This is a genomic window from Streptomyces sp. SID5785, assembly GCF_009870065.1.
Lineage (GTDB): Bacteria > Actinomycetota > Actinomycetes > Streptomycetales > Streptomycetaceae > Streptomyces.
The window spans coordinates 1-18,738 of the sequence record NZ_WWIA01000591.1 but is presented as its reverse complement, the minus strand read 5'-3'; the positions used below and the strand labels follow the sequence as shown (position 1 = coordinate 18,738).

General features: G+C 70.8%; 15 protein-coding genes and 4 tRNA genes. 9 read left to right on the top strand and 10 right to left on the bottom strand.

The annotated features are described in order from the left end of the window. The first annotated feature begins 10 nt into the window (after positions 1-10). Positions 11-868: a M23 family metallopeptidase gene (locus GTW43_RS19430; protein WP_161303288.1), complete on the top strand. Its 858-nt coding sequence runs from the start codon at positions 11-13 to the stop codon at positions 866-868. A gap of 11 nt (positions 869-879) precedes the next feature. Here GTW43_RS19430 and GTW43_RS19425 read toward each other — a convergent pair whose 3' ends face one another. Next, positions 880-2,415, bottom strand: coding sequence for an MFS transporter (locus tag GTW43_RS19425; protein WP_237536697.1), 1,536 nt, complete (start codon positions 2,413-2,415; stop codon positions 880-882). A 112-nt stretch (positions 2,416-2,527) separates the two neighbouring features. Here GTW43_RS19425 and GTW43_RS19420 point away from each other — a divergent pair, with 112 nt between their 5' ends. The 5 genes from GTW43_RS19420 to purM all read left to right on the top strand — a co-directional run bounded on the left by GTW43_RS19420 (position 2,528) and on the right by purM (position 7,794). Beyond that, positions 2,528-3,169, top strand: a complete 642-nt coding sequence (locus tag GTW43_RS19420) for a TetR/AcrR family transcriptional regulator (protein WP_161303287.1) — start codon at positions 2,528-2,530, stop codon at positions 3,167-3,169. Between the two features lie 10 nt (positions 3,170-3,179). Beyond that, positions 3,180-3,986 (top strand): maleylpyruvate isomerase family mycothiol-dependent enzyme, encoded by an 807-nt coding sequence (locus GTW43_RS19415; protein WP_161303286.1) that lies wholly within the window; start codon positions 3,180-3,182, stop codon positions 3,984-3,986. 104 nt (positions 3,987-4,090) lie between these two features. Next, positions 4,091-4,915 carry an META domain-containing protein gene (locus tag GTW43_RS19410; protein WP_161303285.1) on the top strand — a complete coding sequence of 275 codons (825 nt, stop codon included), beginning with the start codon at positions 4,091-4,093 and terminating at the stop codon, positions 4,913-4,915. Between the two features lie 219 nt (positions 4,916-5,134). Further along, a complete protein-coding gene (gene purF / locus GTW43_RS19405) occupies positions 5,135-6,661 on the top strand; it encodes an amidophosphoribosyltransferase (RefSeq protein WP_161303284.1) in 1,527 nt (508 codons plus the stop codon). Between the two features lie 53 nt (positions 6,662-6,714). Next, positions 6,715-7,794, top strand: a complete 1,080-nt coding sequence (gene purM, locus GTW43_RS19400; protein ID WP_161303283.1) for a phosphoribosylformylglycinamidine cyclo-ligase — start codon at positions 6,715-6,717, stop codon at positions 7,792-7,794. 128 nt (positions 7,795-7,922) lie between these two features. Here purM and GTW43_RS19395 read toward each other — a convergent pair whose 3' ends face one another. Together GTW43_RS19395 and GTW43_RS19390 are read right to left on the bottom strand one after the other, a co-directional pair. After that, entirely contained in the window at positions 7,923-8,186 is a 264-nt protein-coding gene (locus GTW43_RS19395) for a DUF3073 domain-containing protein (RefSeq protein ID WP_161303282.1), read from the bottom strand. 263 nt (positions 8,187-8,449) lie between these two features. Continuing rightward, positions 8,450-9,544, bottom strand: coding sequence for a Glu/Leu/Phe/Val dehydrogenase dimerization domain-containing protein (locus GTW43_RS19390; protein ID WP_161303281.1), 1,095 nt, complete (start codon positions 9,542-9,544; stop codon positions 8,450-8,452). A 219-nt stretch (positions 9,545-9,763) separates the two neighbouring features. On the opposite strand from GTW43_RS19390, the gene GTW43_RS19385 reads away from it, so the two are divergent. Together GTW43_RS19385 and bldC are read left to right on the top strand one after the other, a co-directional pair. Next, positions 9,764-10,606 carry a hypothetical protein gene (locus tag GTW43_RS19385; RefSeq protein ID WP_161303280.1) on the top strand — a complete coding sequence of 281 codons (843 nt, stop codon included), beginning with the start codon at positions 9,764-9,766 and terminating at the stop codon, positions 10,604-10,606. 476 nt (positions 10,607-11,082) lie between these two features. Further along, positions 11,083-11,289 carry a developmental transcriptional regulator BldC gene (bldC, locus tag GTW43_RS19380; RefSeq protein ID WP_003949541.1) on the top strand — a complete coding sequence of 69 codons (207 nt, stop codon included), beginning with the start codon at positions 11,083-11,085 and terminating at the stop codon, positions 11,287-11,289. A gap of 514 nt (positions 11,290-11,803) precedes the next feature. Here the strand turns inward: bldC and GTW43_RS37565 are convergent. The 3 genes from GTW43_RS37565 to hrpA all read right to left on the bottom strand — a co-directional run bounded on the left by GTW43_RS37565 (position 11,804) and on the right by hrpA (position 16,365). Then, entirely contained in the window at positions 11,804-12,028 is a 225-nt protein-coding gene (locus GTW43_RS37565; RefSeq protein ID WP_202501683.1) for a DUF6274 family protein, read from the bottom strand. A 140-nt stretch (positions 12,029-12,168) separates the two neighbouring features. After that, a tRNA-Asp gene (locus tag GTW43_RS19375) sits at positions 12,169-12,243 on the bottom strand. A 96-nt stretch (positions 12,244-12,339) separates the two neighbouring features. Further along, positions 12,340-16,365: an ATP-dependent RNA helicase HrpA gene (gene hrpA / locus GTW43_RS19370; RefSeq protein WP_161303279.1), complete on the bottom strand. Its 4,026-nt coding sequence runs from the start codon at positions 16,363-16,365 to the stop codon at positions 12,340-12,342. Between the two features lie 142 nt (positions 16,366-16,507). Here hrpA and GTW43_RS19365 point away from each other — a divergent pair, with 142 nt between their 5' ends. After that, a complete protein-coding gene (locus GTW43_RS19365) occupies positions 16,508-17,602 on the top strand; it encodes an ABC transporter permease (RefSeq protein ID WP_161303278.1) in 1,095 nt (364 codons plus the stop codon). A gap of 78 nt (positions 17,603-17,680) precedes the next feature. On the opposite strand, the gene GTW43_RS19360 is transcribed toward GTW43_RS19365, so the two are convergent. The 4 genes from GTW43_RS19360 to GTW43_RS19345 all read right to left on the bottom strand — a co-directional run. Continuing rightward, a tRNA-Phe gene (locus GTW43_RS19360) sits at positions 17,681-17,754 on the bottom strand. A gap of 22 nt (positions 17,755-17,776) precedes the next feature. Further along, positions 17,777-17,851: transfer RNA gene (locus tag GTW43_RS19355), tRNA-Asp, on the bottom strand. A 38-nt stretch (positions 17,852-17,889) separates the two neighbouring features. After that, positions 17,890-17,962, bottom strand: a tRNA-Glu gene (locus GTW43_RS19350). A gap of 80 nt (positions 17,963-18,042) precedes the next feature. After that, positions 18,043-18,738 (bottom strand): metallophosphoesterase (locus GTW43_RS19345; RefSeq protein WP_202501669.1); only part of this gene is annotated, 696 nt, incomplete at its 5' end.

Here is an 18,738-nt window from a genome sequence, read left to right as displayed (position 1 = left end):
TGGGGGAGTCATGTCCGTACGCAAGACAGCGATGGTGCTCTACCGCCTGCTTCAACTGACCTTTCTGGCCATGGTCGTCGGGGACTTCTTCGACGGCTGGCCCCTGCCGTGGGCCGCGGCGTTCGTGCCGCTCGGCCTCGCCCTCGTGATCGGCACCGCCATGGGCCGGACCGGGCCCCGGGCCGGTGCCGCCGGGCGGGAGGAGATCGTGGTGGACCCGCCGGTGCGCGGCCGCTGGACCGCGCTCAACAGCCCGGCGGACAAGGTGCCGAGCCACGGCACGCACGCGTACGGGCAGTCGTACGCGATCGACATCGTGGCCGAGGGCGCGCCGGGTGACCGGCCCGCGTTCGCGGCGGTCTGGCCCCTGGTGCGGCGTCCGGCGGCGTTCCCCGCCTTCGGCGCCACCGTGCACGCCGTCGCCGACGCCACCGTGGTCCATGCCTCGGACTGGCGCCGCGACCATCTGAGCCGTAACTCGGGCCCGGCGCTGGTCTGTCTGATGCTCGTGGAGGGGGCGATACGGGAGTTGGGCGGCGCCGGCTGGATCGTGGGCAACCACGTGGTCCTTGAGCTGGGCGACGGCGGGTACGCGATGTACGCCCATCTGCAGCGCGGCTCCCTGCGGGTGCGCCCCGGCGACCGGGTCCGGGCCGGCCAGGTGCTGGCCCGGTGCGGCAACTCGGGGAACTCGACGGAGCCGCACGTCCACTTCCAGCTGATGGACGCCCCGGACCTGGACGCGGCCGTCGGCCTGCCGTTCCGGTGGCGGAGTGTGGGGGTGCCGGCGGGCCGGGAGACGTTCTCGGTGGACGAGGAGCTCCTCGCGGACTCCGGGACCCCGGCCCGCGAGGAGCGCAGAGGCTGACGCCGCCTGCGTCAGTGGCCGGTGCCGATCCGGGTGGCACGGGTCGACTCCGGGGCCAGTGCTGCCGGTGCTGGCGCCTGTGCCTGTGCCGGTGCTGCCGCCCGCTCAGGACGCCGGGGGAGCCGGGTCGCGAGGGTCGCCGCGAGGAGCATCACGGCGGCTCCGCACCAGAAGACGGTGCTGGTGGCGTGGACGAAGTCCTGGACGGCGGCGGCGTGTTGGGCACCGTGCAGGGCCGGGATGGCGTTCACGTCGGTGTCGAGGAGGCGGAAGAGGACGGTGCCGAACACGGCGGCGCCGAGGGCGTTGCCCAGCGTCTGGAAGAAGCGGATGCCGGTCGTGGCGACGCCGAGGAGGGGGCGGGGCGCCGCGTTCTGCACGAGGAAGACGAGCTGGCCGATGAGCTGGCCGAAGGCGACGCCCGCGAGCAGCAGTTCGGCGCGGATCAGCCACAGGGAGGTGTCGGGGGTGAGCGTCGTGGCGAGGAGGACGAAGACGCCGGTCATGGTGAGCGTCCCCGAGAGCGTGAAGGTCCGCGCCGAGAGGGCCGTGCGGCCGGTGGCGAGACCGGAGGCCGTCATGCCGACGGCCATCGGCAGCAGGTACAGGCCGGCGTCGGAGCTGGACAGGCCCCGGGCCACCTGGAGATAGACGAGGACGTAGTAGATCGCGCACATCATCGCGGCGCCGGTGATGCCCTGGACGGCGAAGCCCCAGCGCAGCTCGGGGATGCGGAAGAGGGAGAGGGGAAGCAGCGGTTCGGCCGCGGTGGCCTGGCGCCGGACGAAGAGGCCGAGGCCCAGCGCGGCCGCGCACAGCAGGCCGATGATCTCCGGGGAGCTCCAGGCGTACTCCTTGCCGCCCCAGTCGGTGGCGAGCAGCAGGGCGGTGGAGAAGGCGGCGGCGAGTGCGGCGCCGGTCCAGTCGAGGGGGCGGCGCACCGGGCGGTCGGGCAGCTTGAGGACGAGAGCGCCGGTGACGAGGACGGCGAGGCCGAGCGGCAGGTTGACGTAGAAGATCCAGCGCCAGCTCGCGTGGTCGGTGAGCACGCCGCCGAGCCAGGGGCCGAGCGCCATGCCGCCGCCGGCGACGATGCCGCCGATCCCGCCGCCCTTGCCGGTGCCCGTCTCGTCGGGGTCCTTGAGGTGGGCGATCACGACCATCGTCACGCTCATGAGGCCGCCGCCGCCCAGGCCCTGGACGGCGCGGGCCGCGATCAGCTCGTTCATCGACTGGGCCAGCCCGCACAGGGCGGAGCCCACCAGGAAGGTGGTGACGGCACCGAGGAAGACGCGCTTGGCGCCGAGGGTGTCGCAGAGCTTGCCGTACAGCGGCAGCATCGCCGCGGATGCGAGGGCGAAGGCGCTGACCAGCCAGGGGAAGCGGTCGATCCCGTGGGCCGGGTCGAGGTCGCGCACGATCGGCACGGTGGCCGCCGACACGATCTGCAGGTCGAGCACGGCCAGGACGATCGTGAACAGGCAGACGAACATGCCCACGGTCCGGGCGAGCGGGGTCATGGAAGGCGGTGCCGTCGTTTCGGTCATGGCATCACCGTGCCCGTAGAATATGTACTGAGTCAATCTTTCGGCTCGGATTAAAATTTAGCCTGGAGTAAAAATATGTGGAGGCGAAACTTTGTCTTGGTACGGTTCGGGCATGGCTGACGACGGACTCGGGCTGCGCGAGCGCAAGAAGAAGCAGACGGCGCTCAAGGTCTGGCGCACGGCCGTCGACCTGTTCCTCGAGCACGGCTTCGACCAGGTCTCCGTCGCGCAGATCGCGGAGGCCGCCGAGGTCTCGAAGATGACGGTCTTCAACTACTTCGGCACCAAGGAAGACCTCCTCATGGGCCCCATGGAGGAGCACGTCGAGGACCTCGCGAGGGCGATCGAGGAGCGGCCGCGGGGAGGCTCAGCCGTCGACGCCGTCCGCGCGATGGTGCTCCGCAAGATCGCCGACCGGGACCCGTCGATCGGCCTGAGCGAGCAGGGGAACGAGCTGGCGCTCATCCAGCTGATCAACCGCACGCCCGCGCTCGCCCGCAGAGCACTGCTCTGGTCGGTGCAGGGCGAGCAGGCCGCCACCCGGGTCCTCACCGAGGAGACCGGGGACGCGCTGCTGTCCGCCGTCGCCGCGTCGCAGCTCTCCGGCGTGGTCAGCGCGCTGATGAACGAGAACCACCGCCGGATCCTCGCGGGCGCGGCGCGCGACGAGGTCGCCCGGGGCGCGGTGGAGCGGGCCGAGCGGGCGTTCGCCCTGGTCGAAAAGGGCCTGAGCGGGTTCGCGGTGCGGGCGTAGGGTCACGGGCATGGCCGAGCGGAGCACATCCAGGAAACGTCAGCGTTCGTACGACGTGGAGAAGTTGAGGACGGCCGTACTGGCCCAGTTCGCGACCCTGCGGACGACGGTCGAGGGGCTCGGCCCGGAGCAGCTCGCGGCGCCGACCCGGCTCGGGGACTGGACGGTGCGGGAGCTCGCCGCGCACTTCACCATGGCCGTCGGCCTGCTGACGCGCGGTCTTGCCGAGCCGCCGCCCGCCCGCGCCGAGCTGGCCCTCATGGACTACCCGGCGCGGACCGCGCCCGCCGCCCCCGCGGTCGACGCCCGCGTCCACGCACTGGCCGACGGTTCCTCGCTGACCGAGCTCTACGCCGAGACGGCCGCGGGACTCGAGGCCCACTTCCCGGCCGGCCTCGACGGCAGCCGCCCGCTGGCGCACCGGGTCGGCTCGATCACCCTGACCAGCGCGCTGGTGACCCGGGCCGTCGAGCTCGCCGTCCACACCGACGACCTGAACGACGCGCTGCCCGAGCTGGCGCTGCCGATCGAGCGGCAGTTGCTCGCGGCCGCGGTCCGGTTCCTCGCGGACGCCCTGGCCGAGAAGGCGCCGGGGGCGTCCACCGAGGTGCGGGTGCCGCCGTTCGCCGTCGTCCAGTGCGTGGCCGGCCCGCGCCACACCCGCGGCACCCCGCCCAACGTGGTGGAGACCGACCCGCTCACCTGGCTCCGCCTCGCGACGGGCCGGACGACCTGGCGCGCCGCGCTCGACGACGCGGCCGTCAGAGCCGGCGGCGAGCGGGCCGATCTCGAAGGGCTGCTGCCGATCATGGCGTGACGGCACGGCCCGGCCGCGGTGCCCGCGCCCCGCGCCCCCGCGTCGCCGGGGTGAACCGAGCGCGGGGACGGAACCGATCGAGGGGCCGGACCCGTCCCATCGGCATGTTCACGCGACACAGCACTCGTGGCCCCCGACTCCCGCTCGCCGCGGTCCTGCCGCTGGCCGCCCTCGGAGCCGTCACGGCCTGCGGCACACAGCAGGCCGGGACCGTGACGGCGGGCGGCACCCAGCTGACCGGCGTCCACTGGTCCGTGGACACCGTGACCGTGGACGGCCGCCCGACGAAGGCGCCGGGCGGCGCGTACGTCGAGTTCGTCTCCGACGAGCGGGTGCGCGGCAACTACGGCTGCAACCACTTCGACGCCGACGCGCGGGTCGACGGCGACAGCGTCGACCTCGGCCGTGCCCAGGTCACCGAGATGTACTGCTCCGACGCGCGGCAGCGCAGCTTCGAGAAGACGCTGGCCCGCGCCCTCGGCGAGCGGAACACCGTCAAGGCCGGCGCCCGCGGCGACACGCTCACGCTCACCCGGTCCGGCGGCGACACCGTCACGCTCGTGAAGCGCCGCGACACCGCTCTGTTCGGCACGAAGTGGCAGGTCACCGGAGTGATGTCGGAGGGCACCACGAGTTCCCTGCCGAAGGCCGCGCAGGGCCGGGCCCGGCTGGTGTTCGACAAGGACGGTCACGTCGACGCCCGCCTCGGCTGCAACACCGGCCGCGCCAAGGCCACCGTCCGGGACGACCGCATCACCTTCGGGCCGCTGACCAGCACCCGCATGGGCTGCTTCGGCCCGGCGGCCGAGGTGGAGAAGACGCTCCGCGCGGTCCTCACCGGCGAGGCCCGCTACACGATCCGCGGCGACAGCCTCACCCTCGAACCGTCCGACGGCAAGGGCCCCGGCGTCAGCCTCACCGCCCCGTGAGCGGCCGCGGAGCGGTCGGCCGACGCGAGCTACGTCACACCGGAGCGGGCCCCGGCCCACCTCCGGCTCGGTCGACATCTGTGCAGGTCAGACGGACAACACAGGGGTGATGCCGCCCCCGGACCGCCCCCGCTGCCCCCGGGTGCGGGCCCCTCGTCAACGCGAGTAGCGCTTGTCCCCAATTCGGACCAGTGGTCGATCACGTCTACACTCGGTGGCGTGCCACGTGGTGACGGTCGACTCAATCACGATCTGCTCCCCGGCGAGAAAGGCCCCCAGGACGCTTGTGGCGTCTTCGGTGTCTGGGCTCCGGGCGAAGAGGTCGCAAAGCTCACGTACTTCGGGCTCTACGCCCTCCAGCATCGGGGTCAGGAATCCGCGGGAATCGCGGTCAGCAACGGCTCCCAGATCCTCGTCTTCAAGGACATGGGCCTCGTGTCCCAGGTCTTCGACGAGACTTCCCTAGGTTCACTCCAAGGTCATATCGCGGTCGGTCACGCCCGCTACTCGACCACCGGAGCCTCCGTGTGGGAGAACGCCCAGCCGACGTTCCGCGCCACCGCGCACGGTTCGATCGCGCTCGGCCACAACGGCAACCTGGTCAACACGGCGCAGCTCGCCGAGATGGTCGCCGAACTCCCCAAGGAGAACGGCCGCGCCACACAGGTGGCGGCCACCAACGACACCGACCTCGTGACCGCGCTGCTCGCGGGCCAGGTCGACGCCGACGGCAAGCCCCTGACCATCGAAGAGGCCGCCGCCACCGTGCTGCCCCAGGTCCAGGGCGCCTTCTCCCTCGTCTTCATGGACGAGCACACCCTCTATGCCGCGCGTGACCCGCAGGGCATCCGCCCGCTGGTCCTCGGCCGGCTCGAGCGCGGCTGGGTGGTCGCCTCCGAGTCCGCCGCGCTCGACATCTGCGGCGCGAGCTTCGTCCGCGAGATCGAGCCGGGCGAGTTCGTCGCCATCGACGAGAACGGTCTGCGCACCTCGCGATTCGCAGAAGCGAAGCCCAAGGGCTGCGTCTTCGAGTACGTCTACCTGGCCCGTCCCGACACGGACATCGCCGGCCGGAACGTGTACCTCTCCCGGGTGGAGATGGGCCGCCGTCTCGCCAAGGAAGCACCCGTCGAGGCGGACCTCGTCATAGCGACGCCGGAGTCCGGCACCCCCGCGGCCGTCGGCTACGCGGAGGCCAGCGGCATCCCGTTCGGCAACGGCCTGGTGAAGAACGCCTATGTGGGCCGCACCTTCATCCAGCCCTCGCAGACGATCCGCCAGCTCGGCATCCGTCTCAAGCTGAACCCCCTCAAGGAAGTCATCAAGGGCAAGCGTCTGGTCGTCGTCGACGACTCGATCGTGCGCGGCAACACCCAGCGCGCCCTGGTCCGGATGCTCCGCGAGGCGGGCGCCGCCGAGGTCCACATCCGGATCTCGTCGCCGCCCGTGAAGTGGCCGTGCTTCTTCGGCATCGACTTCGCGACCCGCGCGGAGCTGATCGCCAACGGCATGTCGGTCGAGGAGATCGGCACCTCCCTCGGGGCCGACTCGCTCTCCTACATCTCCATCGACGGCATGATCGAGGCCACGACCATCGACAAGCCGAACCTCTGCCGCGCCTGCTTCGACGGCGAGTACCCGATGGACCTCCCCGACCCGGAGCTCCTCGGCAAGCAGCTCCTGGAGACGGAACTGGCCGCGGGCCCCGCGTCCACGGCCGCGACCGACGCGATCCGCCGGCCGTAGGCCCCGCGCCGGTCCCCGTATCTCGTATTCACCAACCCGAAAGATCCCAGGCAATGTCTGAGACTGGTGCCAGCTACGCGTCGGCTTCCTACCGAACAGCGGGCGTCGACATCGAGGCGGGCGACCGCGCCGTCGAGCTGATGAAGGAGTGGGTGAAGAAGACGCAGCGCCCCGAGGTCCTCGGCGGCCTCGGCGGCTTCGCCGGCCTCTTCGACGCCTCCGCCCTGAAGAGGTACGAGCGCCCGCTGCTCGCCTCCGCGACCGACGGCGTCGGCACGAAGGTCGACGTGGCGCGCCGCCTCGGCGTCTACGACACGATCGGCCACGACCTGGTCGCGATGGTCATGGACGACATCGTGGTGTGCGGCGCCGAACCGCTGTTCATGACCGACTACATCTGCGTGGGCAAGGTCCACCCGGAGCGGGTCGCCGCCATCGTGAAGGGCATCGCCGAGGGCTGTGTCCTCGCCGGCTGCGCCCTGGTCGGCGGCGAGACGGCGGAGCACCCGGGCCTGCTCGGCGCCGACGACTTCGATGTCGCGGGCGCCGGCACGGGTGTCGTCGAGTACGACAACCTGCTGGGCCCCGATCGCATCCGTACGGGTGACGCCGTGATCGCCATGGCGTCCTCCGGACTTCACTCGAACGGGTACTCGCTGGTCCGTCACGTCCTCCTGGACCGCGCGGGCATGGCGCTCGAGCAGCAGGTCGACGAGCTCGGGCGGACGCTGGGCGAGGAGCTCCTGGAGCCCACCAAGATCTACTCCCTGGACTGCCTGGCGCTGACCAGCACGACCCAGGTGCACGCCTACAGCCACATCACCGGCGGCGGCCTCGCGGCGAACCTCGCACGGGTGATCCCGGACGGCCTGCACGCCACGGTCGACCGCTCCACCTGGACCCCCGGCGCGATCTTCGACCTGGTCGGCAGGGCCGGCTCCGTCGAGCGCCTGGAACTGGAGAAGACGCTCAACATGGGCGTCGGCATGATGGCGATCGTGCCGCAGGAGTCCGTGGACGTCGCCCTCGCGACCCTCGCGGACCGCGGCGTGGACTCCTGGGTGGCCGGCGAGATCACCGACCGCGGTGACCACGCGACGGGCGCCGAGCTCACGGGTGACTACGCACAGTAGGACGCGCGGGGTGCTGCCCTTCGGGGCAGCACAAAACCCGGTCCGGCGTGGTGACCACCCCGGACCGGGTGAAGTGCAGCAGTATTCGCGGAACGAATCAACTGCTTGCAGTGCTACGTGCTACGAGGTCAAGCGCCGCGGCGCTGAGACGACGGACCGGACTCATCGTCCTCGTCCTCATCGTCGTCGTACATATCCGCATAGCGGGCGTACGGGTCCTCGTCGTCCTCATCCTCCTCGAACGGCTCGCCGTTCGGCGGCTGATTCGAGACCGGATTCGACGTCGATGCGCCCAGCTCGTTGGCCAGACGCGACAGGTCAGTCCCGCCGCTGCTGTACTTCAGCTGGCGGGCGACCTTCGTCTGCTTGGCCTTTGCCCGGCCGCGCCCCATGGCTCGACCCCCTCGGTGACGGGGCTCGACGGCCCCAGAGTCTTGACACGCGTTCATGATCTGGAACGGGCTCTCCGCGGAGAGACCGGTCCGTAGGGCTTCCACGGTACCTGAGCCCACGCCCATACGGTACGTCGCCCGCAGGACGCGCGTGTGCGCAGGACCAGCCAGGAGCCCCGTCCTCGCTGGTCAGCTGCGATTTTAACCTCTTCTCGGCGGGCGACCCGCCGAGAAGAGTGACGCTCGTTACGCACGGGCCCGGATCACCGGCCGGAGCGCGCCTCCGCCATCCGCTGCTCGGCGATCCGGTCGGCCGCGGCGGCCGGCGGAATGCCATCGGACTTTGCACGAGCGAAGATCGACAGTGTGGTGTCGAAGATCTTCGAGGCCTTCTCCTTGCACCGGTCGAAGTCGAAGCCGTGCAGCTCGTCGGCGACCTGGATGACCCCGCCCGCGTTCACCACGTAGTCCGGCGCGTAGAGGATCCCGCGGTCCGCGAGGTCCTTCTCGACACCCGGGTGCGCGAGCTGGTTGTTGGCCGCACCGCACACCACCTTGGCGGTGAGGACGGGCACGCTGTCGTCGTTCAGGGCGCCGCCCAGCGCGCAGGGGGCGTAGATGTCGAGCCCCTCGACGCGGATGAGCTCCTCGGTGTCGGCGGCGACCCGCACCTCGGGGTGCAGGTCGGTGATGCGGCGCACCGACTCCGGGCGCACGTCGGTCACGACGACCTCGGCACCGTCCGCGAGCAGGTGCTCGACCAGGTGGTGCCCGACCTTGCCGACGCCCGCGACGCCGACCCGGCGGCCGCGCAGCGTCGGGTCGCCCCACAGGTGCTGGGCGGACGCCCGCATGCCCTGGAAGACGCCGAACGCGGTGAGCACCGAGGAGTCGCCCGCGCCGCCGTTCTCCGGCGAGCGGCCCGTCGTCCAGCGGCACTCGCGCGCGACCACGTCCATGTCGGCCACGTAGGTGCCGACGTCGCAGGCCGTCACGTAGCGCCCACCGAGGGAGGCCACGAACCGGCCGTAGGCGAGCAGGAGTTCCTCGGTCTTGATGCGGTCGGGGTCGCCGATGATGACGGCCTTGCCGCCGCCGTGGTCGAGGCCGGCCAGGGCGTTCTTGTACGACATGCCGCGGGCGAGGTTCAGCGCGTCGGCGACGGCCTCCGCCTCGGTCGCGTACGGGTAGAAGCGGGTGCCGCCGAGGGCGGGGCCCAGAGCGGTGTTGTGGAGGGCGATGACGGCCTTGAGGCCGCTCGCGCGATCCTGGCAGAGCACGACCTGCTCGTGCCCGCCCTGGTCCGAGTGGAACAGGGTGTGCAGCACGTCAGCAGCGGCGCCGGTCACATCGGTCACTGTGGTGACTCCCAGTCAAGTTGCGGCGGTTGAGCGGGGCCCCGTAAGGGTGGCGGGTCTCCGTGGCAAGAGATTAGATCGTGCGGGGGGCCGCCACCGGCGCAGTGCCCAGGATCACTCTCTCGCGTCGGGGCGCTCCGCACGCGCGCTCGCCCGCACCGGCGCGCGCCGTGGCACGATCACCGTGTTGTCCGGGCCGGTGCCGGGGAGGGATCAGCCGTGCCGAAGAAGGTGTCCTCGCCGACCGTCCCGTACGCGGCCTACCTCCGCGTCTACGAACCGCTCGCCGCGTTCCCGCAGCCGGAGCGCGGCCACTGGGAGCGCTACGCGCGCCGTGAGCAGCACCCCTCCTACCAGGACGAACTGCACCGTTCGCTCACCGATCTGCTGCCGACCCCGCCGGTGCCGGTGCCGGTCCACGAGAGCGACGACGCGTTCGTGCTCGAGGCCGACGGGGTGCTGTGCGTGTGCCCGTGGCGCACCCGGCTGCGCGGCTGGCAGGCGCTCGACGCGCTGCCGGGCGAGCTCCCGCTGCCGCTCCTGGACGCGGTGCTGCCGCCGGTCGTGCGCCGGCAGGCGGCCGACGACTATGAGCACTGGCTGGAGCGCAATCCGGACGCGCGCCCCTGGATCCGCACCGCGACCTGGCACGTCCCGGCGAACTGGTTCGTGCTCGTCTCCGACGAGGAGCGGGCCTACGAGCCGGACGGCGCCGACGGGCCGAGCCTGCGCTACCGGACGCCGATGGTGCAGGCCCGGCGGCGGGTGGCGCGCGCGCTGAAGGCGCTGCGGGAGGCGATCGACGAGGGGCCGCTGATCGACGGGCTGGTAGATGTGGGGCGCTGGCTCGAGGAGTTCCACCCGCGCTCGCTCGTCGAGCTCGACTACGGCGGGCTCGTGCACACCCTTCCCGCGGAGCAGCTCGACGAGGACCACTCGGCGGCCGACGTCGCGGAGGGGATCGCGGCGCTGCGTGCGGGGGACGGCGACGGAGCGGGAGCCGCGTACGCGCGGCTCGTGGCACGCTGGCGTGCGGTGAAGGACCGGCAGAACGCCAACTGACGGGACGCACACGGTCCTTCAGGACCTACGTCCTGATCCGGGCGTTTACGTCAAGCGTGACGGACTGCACTAACTTCGCCCTTGCGTCCATCACCCCTCCTCGTGCCAAAATAGGACAAGGAGTCCGGGGAGGACTCTGTCCGCCCGACTAAGTACCACTTTGGGCGGATCTCTCAGCATTGCACTGTCTGTGGGGGGTCTGACGACTCCTGACGCCCCTGTGACTGATCGTCACAGGGGCGTGACTGTCCGCTATGGCATGGTCCATCGGCTTCCGTCGCTGATGAACACCTGGGAGGGCAATTCCATCGGTTTGGCCGACGCGGCTGGACGGATGGTGTAGTTGTAGTGCCGAGGACAAGCCGTTCGTCCTATAACCGACTCGACCCGTGTCCGCCATATCGGGCAACGCGGGTCAAGGTGCAGAATTTAAAGGAAAGAACCGAGAAGGTTCGGTTCTCCCGAGGAGGCCGCTCATGACCGCTCGCACCCCTGATGCCGAGCCGCTGCTGACCCCCGCTGAGGTCGCCACGATGTTCCGCGTCGACCCGAAGACGGTCACGCGCTGGGCGAAGGCTGGCAAGCTCACGTCGATCCGCACGCTCGGCGGACACCGCCGTTACCGCGAGGCCGAGGTCCGCGCTCTGCTGGCGGGTATTCCGCAGCAGCGCAGCGAGGCCTGAGGCACCGCACAACACCGCAATACCGGGCGTTTCGGGTCCCCCAACCCGTAGTGCGCCCACCCCATAGCTCCACACGACGCGGGACCTGCCCCAACAGGCCCCCTTCTTATGAAGCGTCCACGAAGCGTCATCTCAGCTGCTTCACGGGTGCGTCGTCGATCGCGCTGGACTCCGCCGGGTCCAGCGCGATCTTTTTTGTGCGCTCAAGGGGGTCGGGCGGGGCCTGTGGGGGGCCTGTGACGGTGTCCTGTGCGCGACCTTGTGGGACCGTGATCGGTCGCTGGCCAGAGCCTGACGGACTGCTGTGACGGCAGTGCAATGGCACATATTAAATTGAGCAGTTGTAGGGCGGGTGTAAGAAACGGTGTTTCCAAAACAAGTTCGGTGACACCCGTCACATGCTCTGAATCTTGTTGCCGTGGTCGCCCGTGCGCTAGAGGAGGCCCGGCGGGGACGAGTCGACCGCGACTCTCCCAGGCTGCCATCCGGCAGGCGGCTTGTGGGTCGGCTTTGGTCACCCCTTCGGGGGACTTTCGTCCTCGCCGCCCTCCGGGGGCCCCTCACGGGCCGTCAGCGCCTTCAGGAGGGCCTCGGGGGCCGGCTCCGCGCCCGGCTCGAGCGCGAGCCGCAGCAGGCGGTGGCAGATGGGGCAGTGCCGGGTCAGGTGCCGGTAGCCGGACGCCGCGGCGAGGTGGGCGCGCAGCAGGGCGCGCGTCTCGTGCCGTGCGGGTGCCGCCATGTTCCGCCTCCCGGTGCCGGGCCGTGGTTCTGGCGTACCCACCGGCCGCGCCGGCGTCAAGCGGCGGGCGGCGAAGCCTTCCTGGCCGCCCGGGACACACGCAAGAGGCCCGCACCGAACGGTGCGGGCCTCTCTTGCTGCGGTCCTGACGGGATTTGAACCCGCGGCCTCCACCTTGACAGGGTGGCGAGCACTCCAAACTGCTCCACAGGACCAGGTGTCGCGGCGCTTTTTCTTCTGCGTTGCGCTGCGAACAGGACTGTACAGCAGTGCAGGCCCGGCGGTCGAACTCACTCCGTGTGCCTGCCCGGTCACGGCACCGCGGCGTCGATCGCCTTCACGATCCGCTTGTCCGAGACGGGGTGCGCGGTGCCGAGCGCGTGCGCGAAGTAGCTGACCCGGAGCTCCTCGATCATCCAGCGGATGTCCAGGACCTGCTGCGGCACCGGACGGCCCTGCGGCATCTGTTCGAGCAGCCACGCGTACTCGTCCTGCATCTCGTGGACCTTCTCCATACGGGTGGTGTCCCGCTGGACGTTGGTCGGCATCTGCTGGAGCCTGCGGTCGGCCGCGACCAGGTAGCGCATCAGGTCGGGCAGCCGGCGCAGCCCCGTGGCCGTCACGAAGCCCGGCTTCACCAGGGTGTCCAACTGGGTGCGCACGTCCTGGAGGTTCGCGAGCAGCACCGGGCTCCTCGTCGACTTCAGCCGCCGCTCACAGGCCTGCCACGCGGCGAGCACCTGCTGCACCTGGCCGACCGCCGCCACCGTGGTGTCGACGATCTCGGCGCGGACCTTCTCGTAGAGCTTGCGGTACGACTCCTCGTCCCAGGCCGGGCCGCCGAACTCGCCGATGAGCCGGTCCGCCGCCGCCGTCGCGCAGTCGTCGAACAGGGCCTGGACGGAGCCGTGCGGGTTCGCCGAGAGGGCGAGCTTCGCCGCGTTGTTCAGCTTGTCGGAGGCGAACTTGCCCGGGTTCACCGGGATGTTGCGCAGGATGAGCCGGCGCACGCCCTTCCACATGGCCTGCGCCTGCTCGGCCTCGGAGTCGAAGAGGCGTACGGAGACGGTGTCGCCGTCGTCGACGAGCGCCGGGTACGCCTTGACCGGCTGGCCGGCGCGGCGGGTCTCGAAGACCTTCGAGAGCGTGCCGATCGTCCAGTCGGTCAGGCCCGAGCGCTCGACGGACTCGCCGCCCGAGCGCTCGGCGGTCGCCGCGGCCGCCTGGGAGATCGCCTGGCGGGCCTTGGGCCGCAGCCGGAGCTTGAGCGCCTCCAGGTCCTTGTCCTCGGCGAGCTTGCGCCGCCGCTCGTCGACGATCCGGAACGTGATCTTCAGATGGTCCGGGATGCGGGTCAGGTCGAAGTCGTCGGCCTGCACCGGGACGCCGACCATCCGCTGGAGCTCCCGCGCCAGCGTGTGCGGCAGCGGCTCCTGCAACGGAACGGCCCGCTCCAGGAACGCCTTCGCGTAGTTCGGCGCCGGCACGTAGTTGCGCCGGATCGGCTTCGGCAGCGAGCGGATCAGCTCGACCACGACGTCCTCCCGCAGGCCCGGGATCTGCCAGTCGAAGCCCTCGTCCGTCACCTGGTTGAGCACCTGGAGCGGGACGTGGACGGTGACGCCGTCCGCGTCCGCGCCCGGCTCGAACTGGTACGTCACCCGGAACGTCAGCTGCCCCTGCCGCCACGTGTCCGGATAGTCGGCCTTGGTGACCGCCTCCGCCGACTCGCGGATCAGCATCGAGCGCTCGAAGTCGAGCAGCTCGGGCTCGTCGCGCTTCTTGTGCTTCCACCACGAGTCGAAGTGCGCGCCCGACACGACGTGCTCGGGGACCCGCTGGTCGTAGAAGTCGAAGAGCGTCTCGTCGTCCACCACGATGTCGCGGCGGCGCGCCCGGTGCTCCAGCTCCTCGACCTCGGTCAGCAGCCTGCGGTTGTCCGCGAAGAACTTGTGGTGGGTGCGCCAGTCACCCTCGACCAGCGCGTTGCGGATGAACAGGTCGCGGCTGACCTCGGGGTCGATCCGCCCGTAGTTCACCTTGCGCTGGGCGACGAGCGGGACGCCGTACAGCGTCACCTTCTCGTACGCCATCACGGCCGCCTGGTCCTTCTCCCAGTGCGGCTCGCTGTACGTGCGCTTGAGGAGGTGCTCGGCGAGCGGCTCGACCCACTCGGGCTCGATCCGCGCGTTCACCCGGGCCCACAGCCGTGAGGTCTCGACCAGCTCGGCCGACATCACGAACCGCGGCGGCTTCTTGAACAGCGCCGAGCCGGGGAAGATCGCGAACTTCGCGTTCCGCGCACCGACGTACTCGTTGCGCCCGCGGTCGCGGCCCGCCTGCTTGGGGTCCTTGGCCTGGGACTCCTTGGACTCCTTCACGTCCTTCATCCCGATGTGGGAGAGCAGGCCGGCGAGGAGGGAGACGTGGATGGAGTCGCCGGGGGCGTCCTCGTCGTTCAGATGGATGCCCATCTGCTTCGCCACGGTCCGCAGCTGCGTGTAGATGTCCTGCCATTCGCGAATGCGCAGGAAGTTCAGGAACTCGCGCTTGCACATGCGGCGGAAGGCCGAGGAGCCCAGCTCCTTCTGCTGCTCGCGCACGTACCGCCACAGGTTCAGGAACGCCAGGAAGTCGCTGGTCTCGTCCTTGAACCGGGCGTGCTGCTGGTCCGCCTGCGCCTGCTTGTCGGACGGGCGCTCGCGCGGGTCCTGGATGGACAGCGCGGCCGCGATCACCATGACCTCGCGCACGCAGCCGTTCTTGTCGGCCTCCAGGACCATGCGGGCCAGGCGCGGGTCGACGGGCAGCTGGGAGAGCTTGCGGCCCTGCTGGGTGAGGCGCTTGCGGACGTCCTTCTCGCTCGGGTCGAGCGCGCCCAGCTCCTGGAGCAGCTGCACGCCGTCGCGGATGTTGCGGTGGTCCGGCGGGTCGATGAAGGGGAACTTCTCGATGTCGCCGAGGCCGGCCGCCGTCATCTGGAGGATGACCGAGGCCAGGTTCGTCCGGAGGATCTCGGCGTCCGTGAACTCCGGGCGCGACAGGAAGTCGTCCTCGGAGTACAGCCGGACGCAGATGCCGTCCGACGTACGGCCGCAGCGGCCCTTGCGCTGGTTGGCGCTGGCCTGGCTGACGGGCTCGATGGGCAGCCGCTGCACCTTCGTACGGTGCGAGTACCGGGAGATGCGGGCGGTGCCCGGGTCGATCACGTACTTGATGCCCGGGACGGTCAGCGAGGTCTCCGCCACGTTCGTCGCGAGGACGATCCGGCGGCCCGTGTGGCGCTGGAAGACACGGTGCTGCTCGGCGTGCGAGAGGCGCGCGTACAGCGGCAGCACCTCCGTGCTGCGTCCGATGGCGCCTCCGGCGCGGGCGTACTTCTTTTCCAGCGCGTCCGCCGTGTCGCGGATCTCCCGCTCGCCGGAGAGGAAGACGAGGATGTCGCCGTCGCCCTCGCGCTGGAGCTCATCGACGGCGTCCGTGATCGCGGTGATCTGGTCGCGGTCGGAGTCGTCCGAGTCCTCCTCGAGGAGCGGGCGGTACCGCACCTCCACCGGATACGTACGCCCGCTGACCTCGACGATCGGGGCGTCGCCGAAGTGCCGCGAGAAGCGCTCCGGGTCGATCGTCGCCGACGTGATGACGACCTTCAGGTCGGGGCGGCGGGGCAGCAGCTGCGCCAGGTACCCGAGCAGGAAGTCGATGTTCAGGGACCGCTCGTGGGCCTCGTCGATGATGATCGTGTCGTACGCGCGCAGGTCCCGGTCCGTCTGGATCTCGGCCAGCAGGATGCCGTCCGTCATCAGCTTCACGAACGTCGCGTCCTGGTTCACCTGGTCGGTGAAGCGGACCTTCCAGCCGACCGCGTCGCCCAGCGGCGTGTGCAGCTCCTCGGCGACCCGCTCGGCGACCGTGCGGGCCGCGATCCGGCGCGGCTGGGTGTGCCCGATCATGCCGCGCACGCCGCGGCCCAGGTCCAGACAGATCTTGGGGATCTGCGTGGTCTTGCCGGAGCCGGTCTCACCGGCCACGATCACGACCTGGTGGTCGCGTATCGCCTCGGCGATCTCGTCCTTCTTCTGGCTGACCGGGAGCTGCTCGGGGTACGTGACCTCGAGCGCGGCCCGGCGGGAGCGGCGGGCGTCCGTGCGGACGGCGGCCCTCTCGGCCTCGGAGTCGATCTCGGCGAGGACCGAGGCGCGGGCCTCGGGCTTGCGGATCTTGCGTGCCCCTTCGAGCCTGCGCCCCAGCCGGTGCGCGTCACGGAGGGACAGCTCGGACAGCCGTCGCGCTACGGCGGCGAACTGATCGGCGGCGGGGGCAGGCTGCGTAGACATACGTCCCCCAGGATCTCACCTCGGGGAAATGCGTGGCGAACGGTTTTGCCGCGTGGCGTGCGGAGCGCCCGGAGCACACCGGAGCGGGGGATTCGATCCGTTCCGGGATGTATGCCGCTTATACGTGCTTTAGCGTGCTGCTATGTCGCCCTTGGCCGATGACGAAGAGCCGCGCCCGCACCCGCCGCACGGTGAGCACGGACGGCCCCCCACGGGCGCCGACCGCTGGGCGAACTACAAGAGGTCCCCCTTCTTCCCCGCGTCCGTCCTCGTCCTCATCCTGTCGGCGGCCGCCGCCCTCTTCGCCGCCTCCTACACGTACTCCATGGCCAACCCCACCCCGCACCACATCCCGGCCGGCGTCACCGGCGAGTACGACGCGGCACGGGGCCGGCAGTTCCTCGGCGCGATGGAGAAGGCCCTCGACGCCCAGCTCGACCTCAAGCCGTACGCGTCCCGCGAGGACGCTGCGCGGGCCATCGACGAGCAGCGCGTCTACGCGGTCCTCGACGTCCGCGCGGGCGGAGCGCGCGTCGACCTCGACGTGTCCGGCGCCTCCGGCTTCTCCGTGGCCCAGGTCTTCACGGAGGCCGGCCCCGCCGTCGGCCGGGCGACCGGCACGCCCGTGACCGTGCGGGACGTCCGGCCGCTGCAGAACGGGGACCCGCGCGGCCTGACGATCTTCTACATCTCGCTCGCGGCCGTGATCATCGGCTTCGTCGGCGCGATCCAGCTCAGCGTGCACGCCCGTGGCCTCAACCCGGCCGAGCGCATCGCCTTCACCGTCGCCTACGCGCTGCTCGGCGGATTCGCGGTCGCGGCCGTCGCCGACTGGTGGCTCGGCGCGGTCGACCTGCCCTTCGTCGAGTCCTGGCTGATCCTCGCGCTGACGATGTTCACGTGCGGCATGGTCTTCACGATGTTCAACACGTTCTTCCACCGCTGGGCGATGATCCCGACCTGGGGCCTGCTGGTCCTCCTCGGCAACCCGGCCTCGGGCGGCGCCGTCGCCCCACCGCTGCTCCCCACCGTCATCGGCCGCATCGGCCAGTGGCTGCCCCCGGGCGCCTCCGTGAACGCGCAGCACACCGCGGTCTACTTCCAGGGGGAACAGCACGCCTTCCCGTTCCTGGTCCTGGCCGGCTGGTCCCTGCTCTCCTGCGCCCTCTTCTGGCTCTGGCGCCACCGCCACCCGGGCGGCCGCGGAACGGAGCCCCTGCACGCGGCCCCGGTGTGAGGCCGCGGGGACGGTGCGGTGCGGCATGGGCCGGAAAAACGACGTCGGCCCCGTGCGATGCACGGGGCCGACGGGCGGTGGCTGGGGCCGGGGTCGAACCGGCGACCTATCGCTTTTCAGGCGATCGCTCGTACCAACTGAGCTACCCAGCCACGAAGTTCCGAAGAACTTCAGCGGTCCTGACGGGATTTGAACCCGCGGCCTCCACCTTGACAGGGTGGCGAGCACTCCAAACTGCTCCACAGGACCAAGCTGTTGCGCGACTAAGTGTCGCACACTGTCTTGCGTGCCCCCAACGGGATTCGAACCCGTGCTACCGCCTTGAAAGGGCGGCGTCCTAGGCCGCTAGACGATGAGGGCTATCGGCCCGCCTGCGCGCTTTGCAGCGCGTCGGGGACGTGAGAAGCATATGGGATGCGGGGACCGTTCGCCAAAACGGTTTACGGGGGGCTGCCCGCGGGGGTCGGGGAGGGGTCGGCGCCCGGCTGGTTCTCCTTGGGCAGATGGCGGCTGACCTCGGCCTTCGTGAGGCCCAGACCGCCCAGCTCGATCTCGTCCCAGGCCTGCAGCCGCTTCGTCGCGCGGTCCAGGTAGAGGACCGACGCCTGCACCGGGTCGGGCTCCGCGTCGTCGACCGCGCGCAGCCCGCTGCCCCCGGTCGAACCCTCGACGCGCAGCCGGGTGCCGAGCGGCAGCACCTCCGTCCGCTCGTGGTGGATGTGGCCGGCCAGGACCAGCGGCACCGAGCCGTCCGTCTCCCGGGCGGCGGTCGGATTGTGGGCGAGCGCGATGTCGACCGGGGTGCCGGCCGCCCGCTGGTCGTTCAGGGCCGAGGCCAGACGGATGCCCGCGAGCCGTTCGGCCGGTTCGCCCAGCGCCTTCGTGGACCGGTCGGGGGTGTACTGCGGGTCGCCCGTCCCGGCGAAGCGCAGCCCGGCGACGGTGACGGCCCGGCCGTCGTCCAGGACGTGCACGTTCTTGAAGCGGCCCAGGTAGCGCTGGGTCTCCTTCGAGTCGTGGTTCCCGCGGATCCACACGTAGGGGGCGCCCAGGTCGGCGACCGGGTCGAGGAACGCGTTCTCGGCCTTGGAACCGTGGTCCATCGTGTCGCCGGTGTCGACGATCACCGAGATCCA

Bases quoted from the DNA above. Each gene is read 5' to 3' on its own strand.
- GTW43_RS19410 (WP_161303285.1), top strand. From the start codon at position 4,091: ATGTTCACGCGACACAGCACTCGTGGCCCCCGACTCCCGCTCGCCGCG.
- GTW43_RS19365 (WP_161303278.1), top strand. From the start codon at position 16,508: ATGTCGCCCTTGGCCGATGACGAAGAGCCGCGCCCGCACCCGCCGCAC.
- bldC (WP_003949541.1), top strand. From the start codon at position 11,083: ATGACCGCTCGCACCCCTGATGCCGAGCCGCTGCTGACCCCCGCTGAG.
- GTW43_RS19425 (WP_237536697.1), bottom strand. From the start codon at position 2,415: ATGACCGAAACGACGGCACCGCCTTCCATGACCCCGCTCGCCCGGACC.
- purM (WP_161303283.1), top strand. From the start codon at position 6,715: ATGTCTGAGACTGGTGCCAGCTACGCGTCGGCTTCCTACCGAACAGCG.
- GTW43_RS19420 (WP_161303287.1), top strand. From the start codon at position 2,528: ATGGCTGACGACGGACTCGGGCTGCGCGAGCGCAAGAAGAAGCAGACG.
- GTW43_RS37565 (WP_202501683.1), bottom strand. From the start codon at position 12,028: ATGGCGGCACCCGCACGGCACGAGACGCGCGCCCTGCTGCGCGCCCAC.
- hrpA (WP_161303279.1), bottom strand. From the start codon at position 16,365: ATGTCTACGCAGCCTGCCCCCGCCGCCGATCAGTTCGCCGCCGTAGCG.
- GTW43_RS19395 (WP_161303282.1), bottom strand. From the start codon at position 8,186: ATGGGGCGCGGCCGGGCAAAGGCCAAGCAGACGAAGGTCGCCCGCCAG.
- GTW43_RS19415 (WP_161303286.1), top strand. From the start codon at position 3,180: ATGGCCGAGCGGAGCACATCCAGGAAACGTCAGCGTTCGTACGACGTG.
- GTW43_RS19430 (WP_161303288.1), top strand. From the start codon at position 11: ATGTCCGTACGCAAGACAGCGATGGTGCTCTACCGCCTGCTTCAACTG.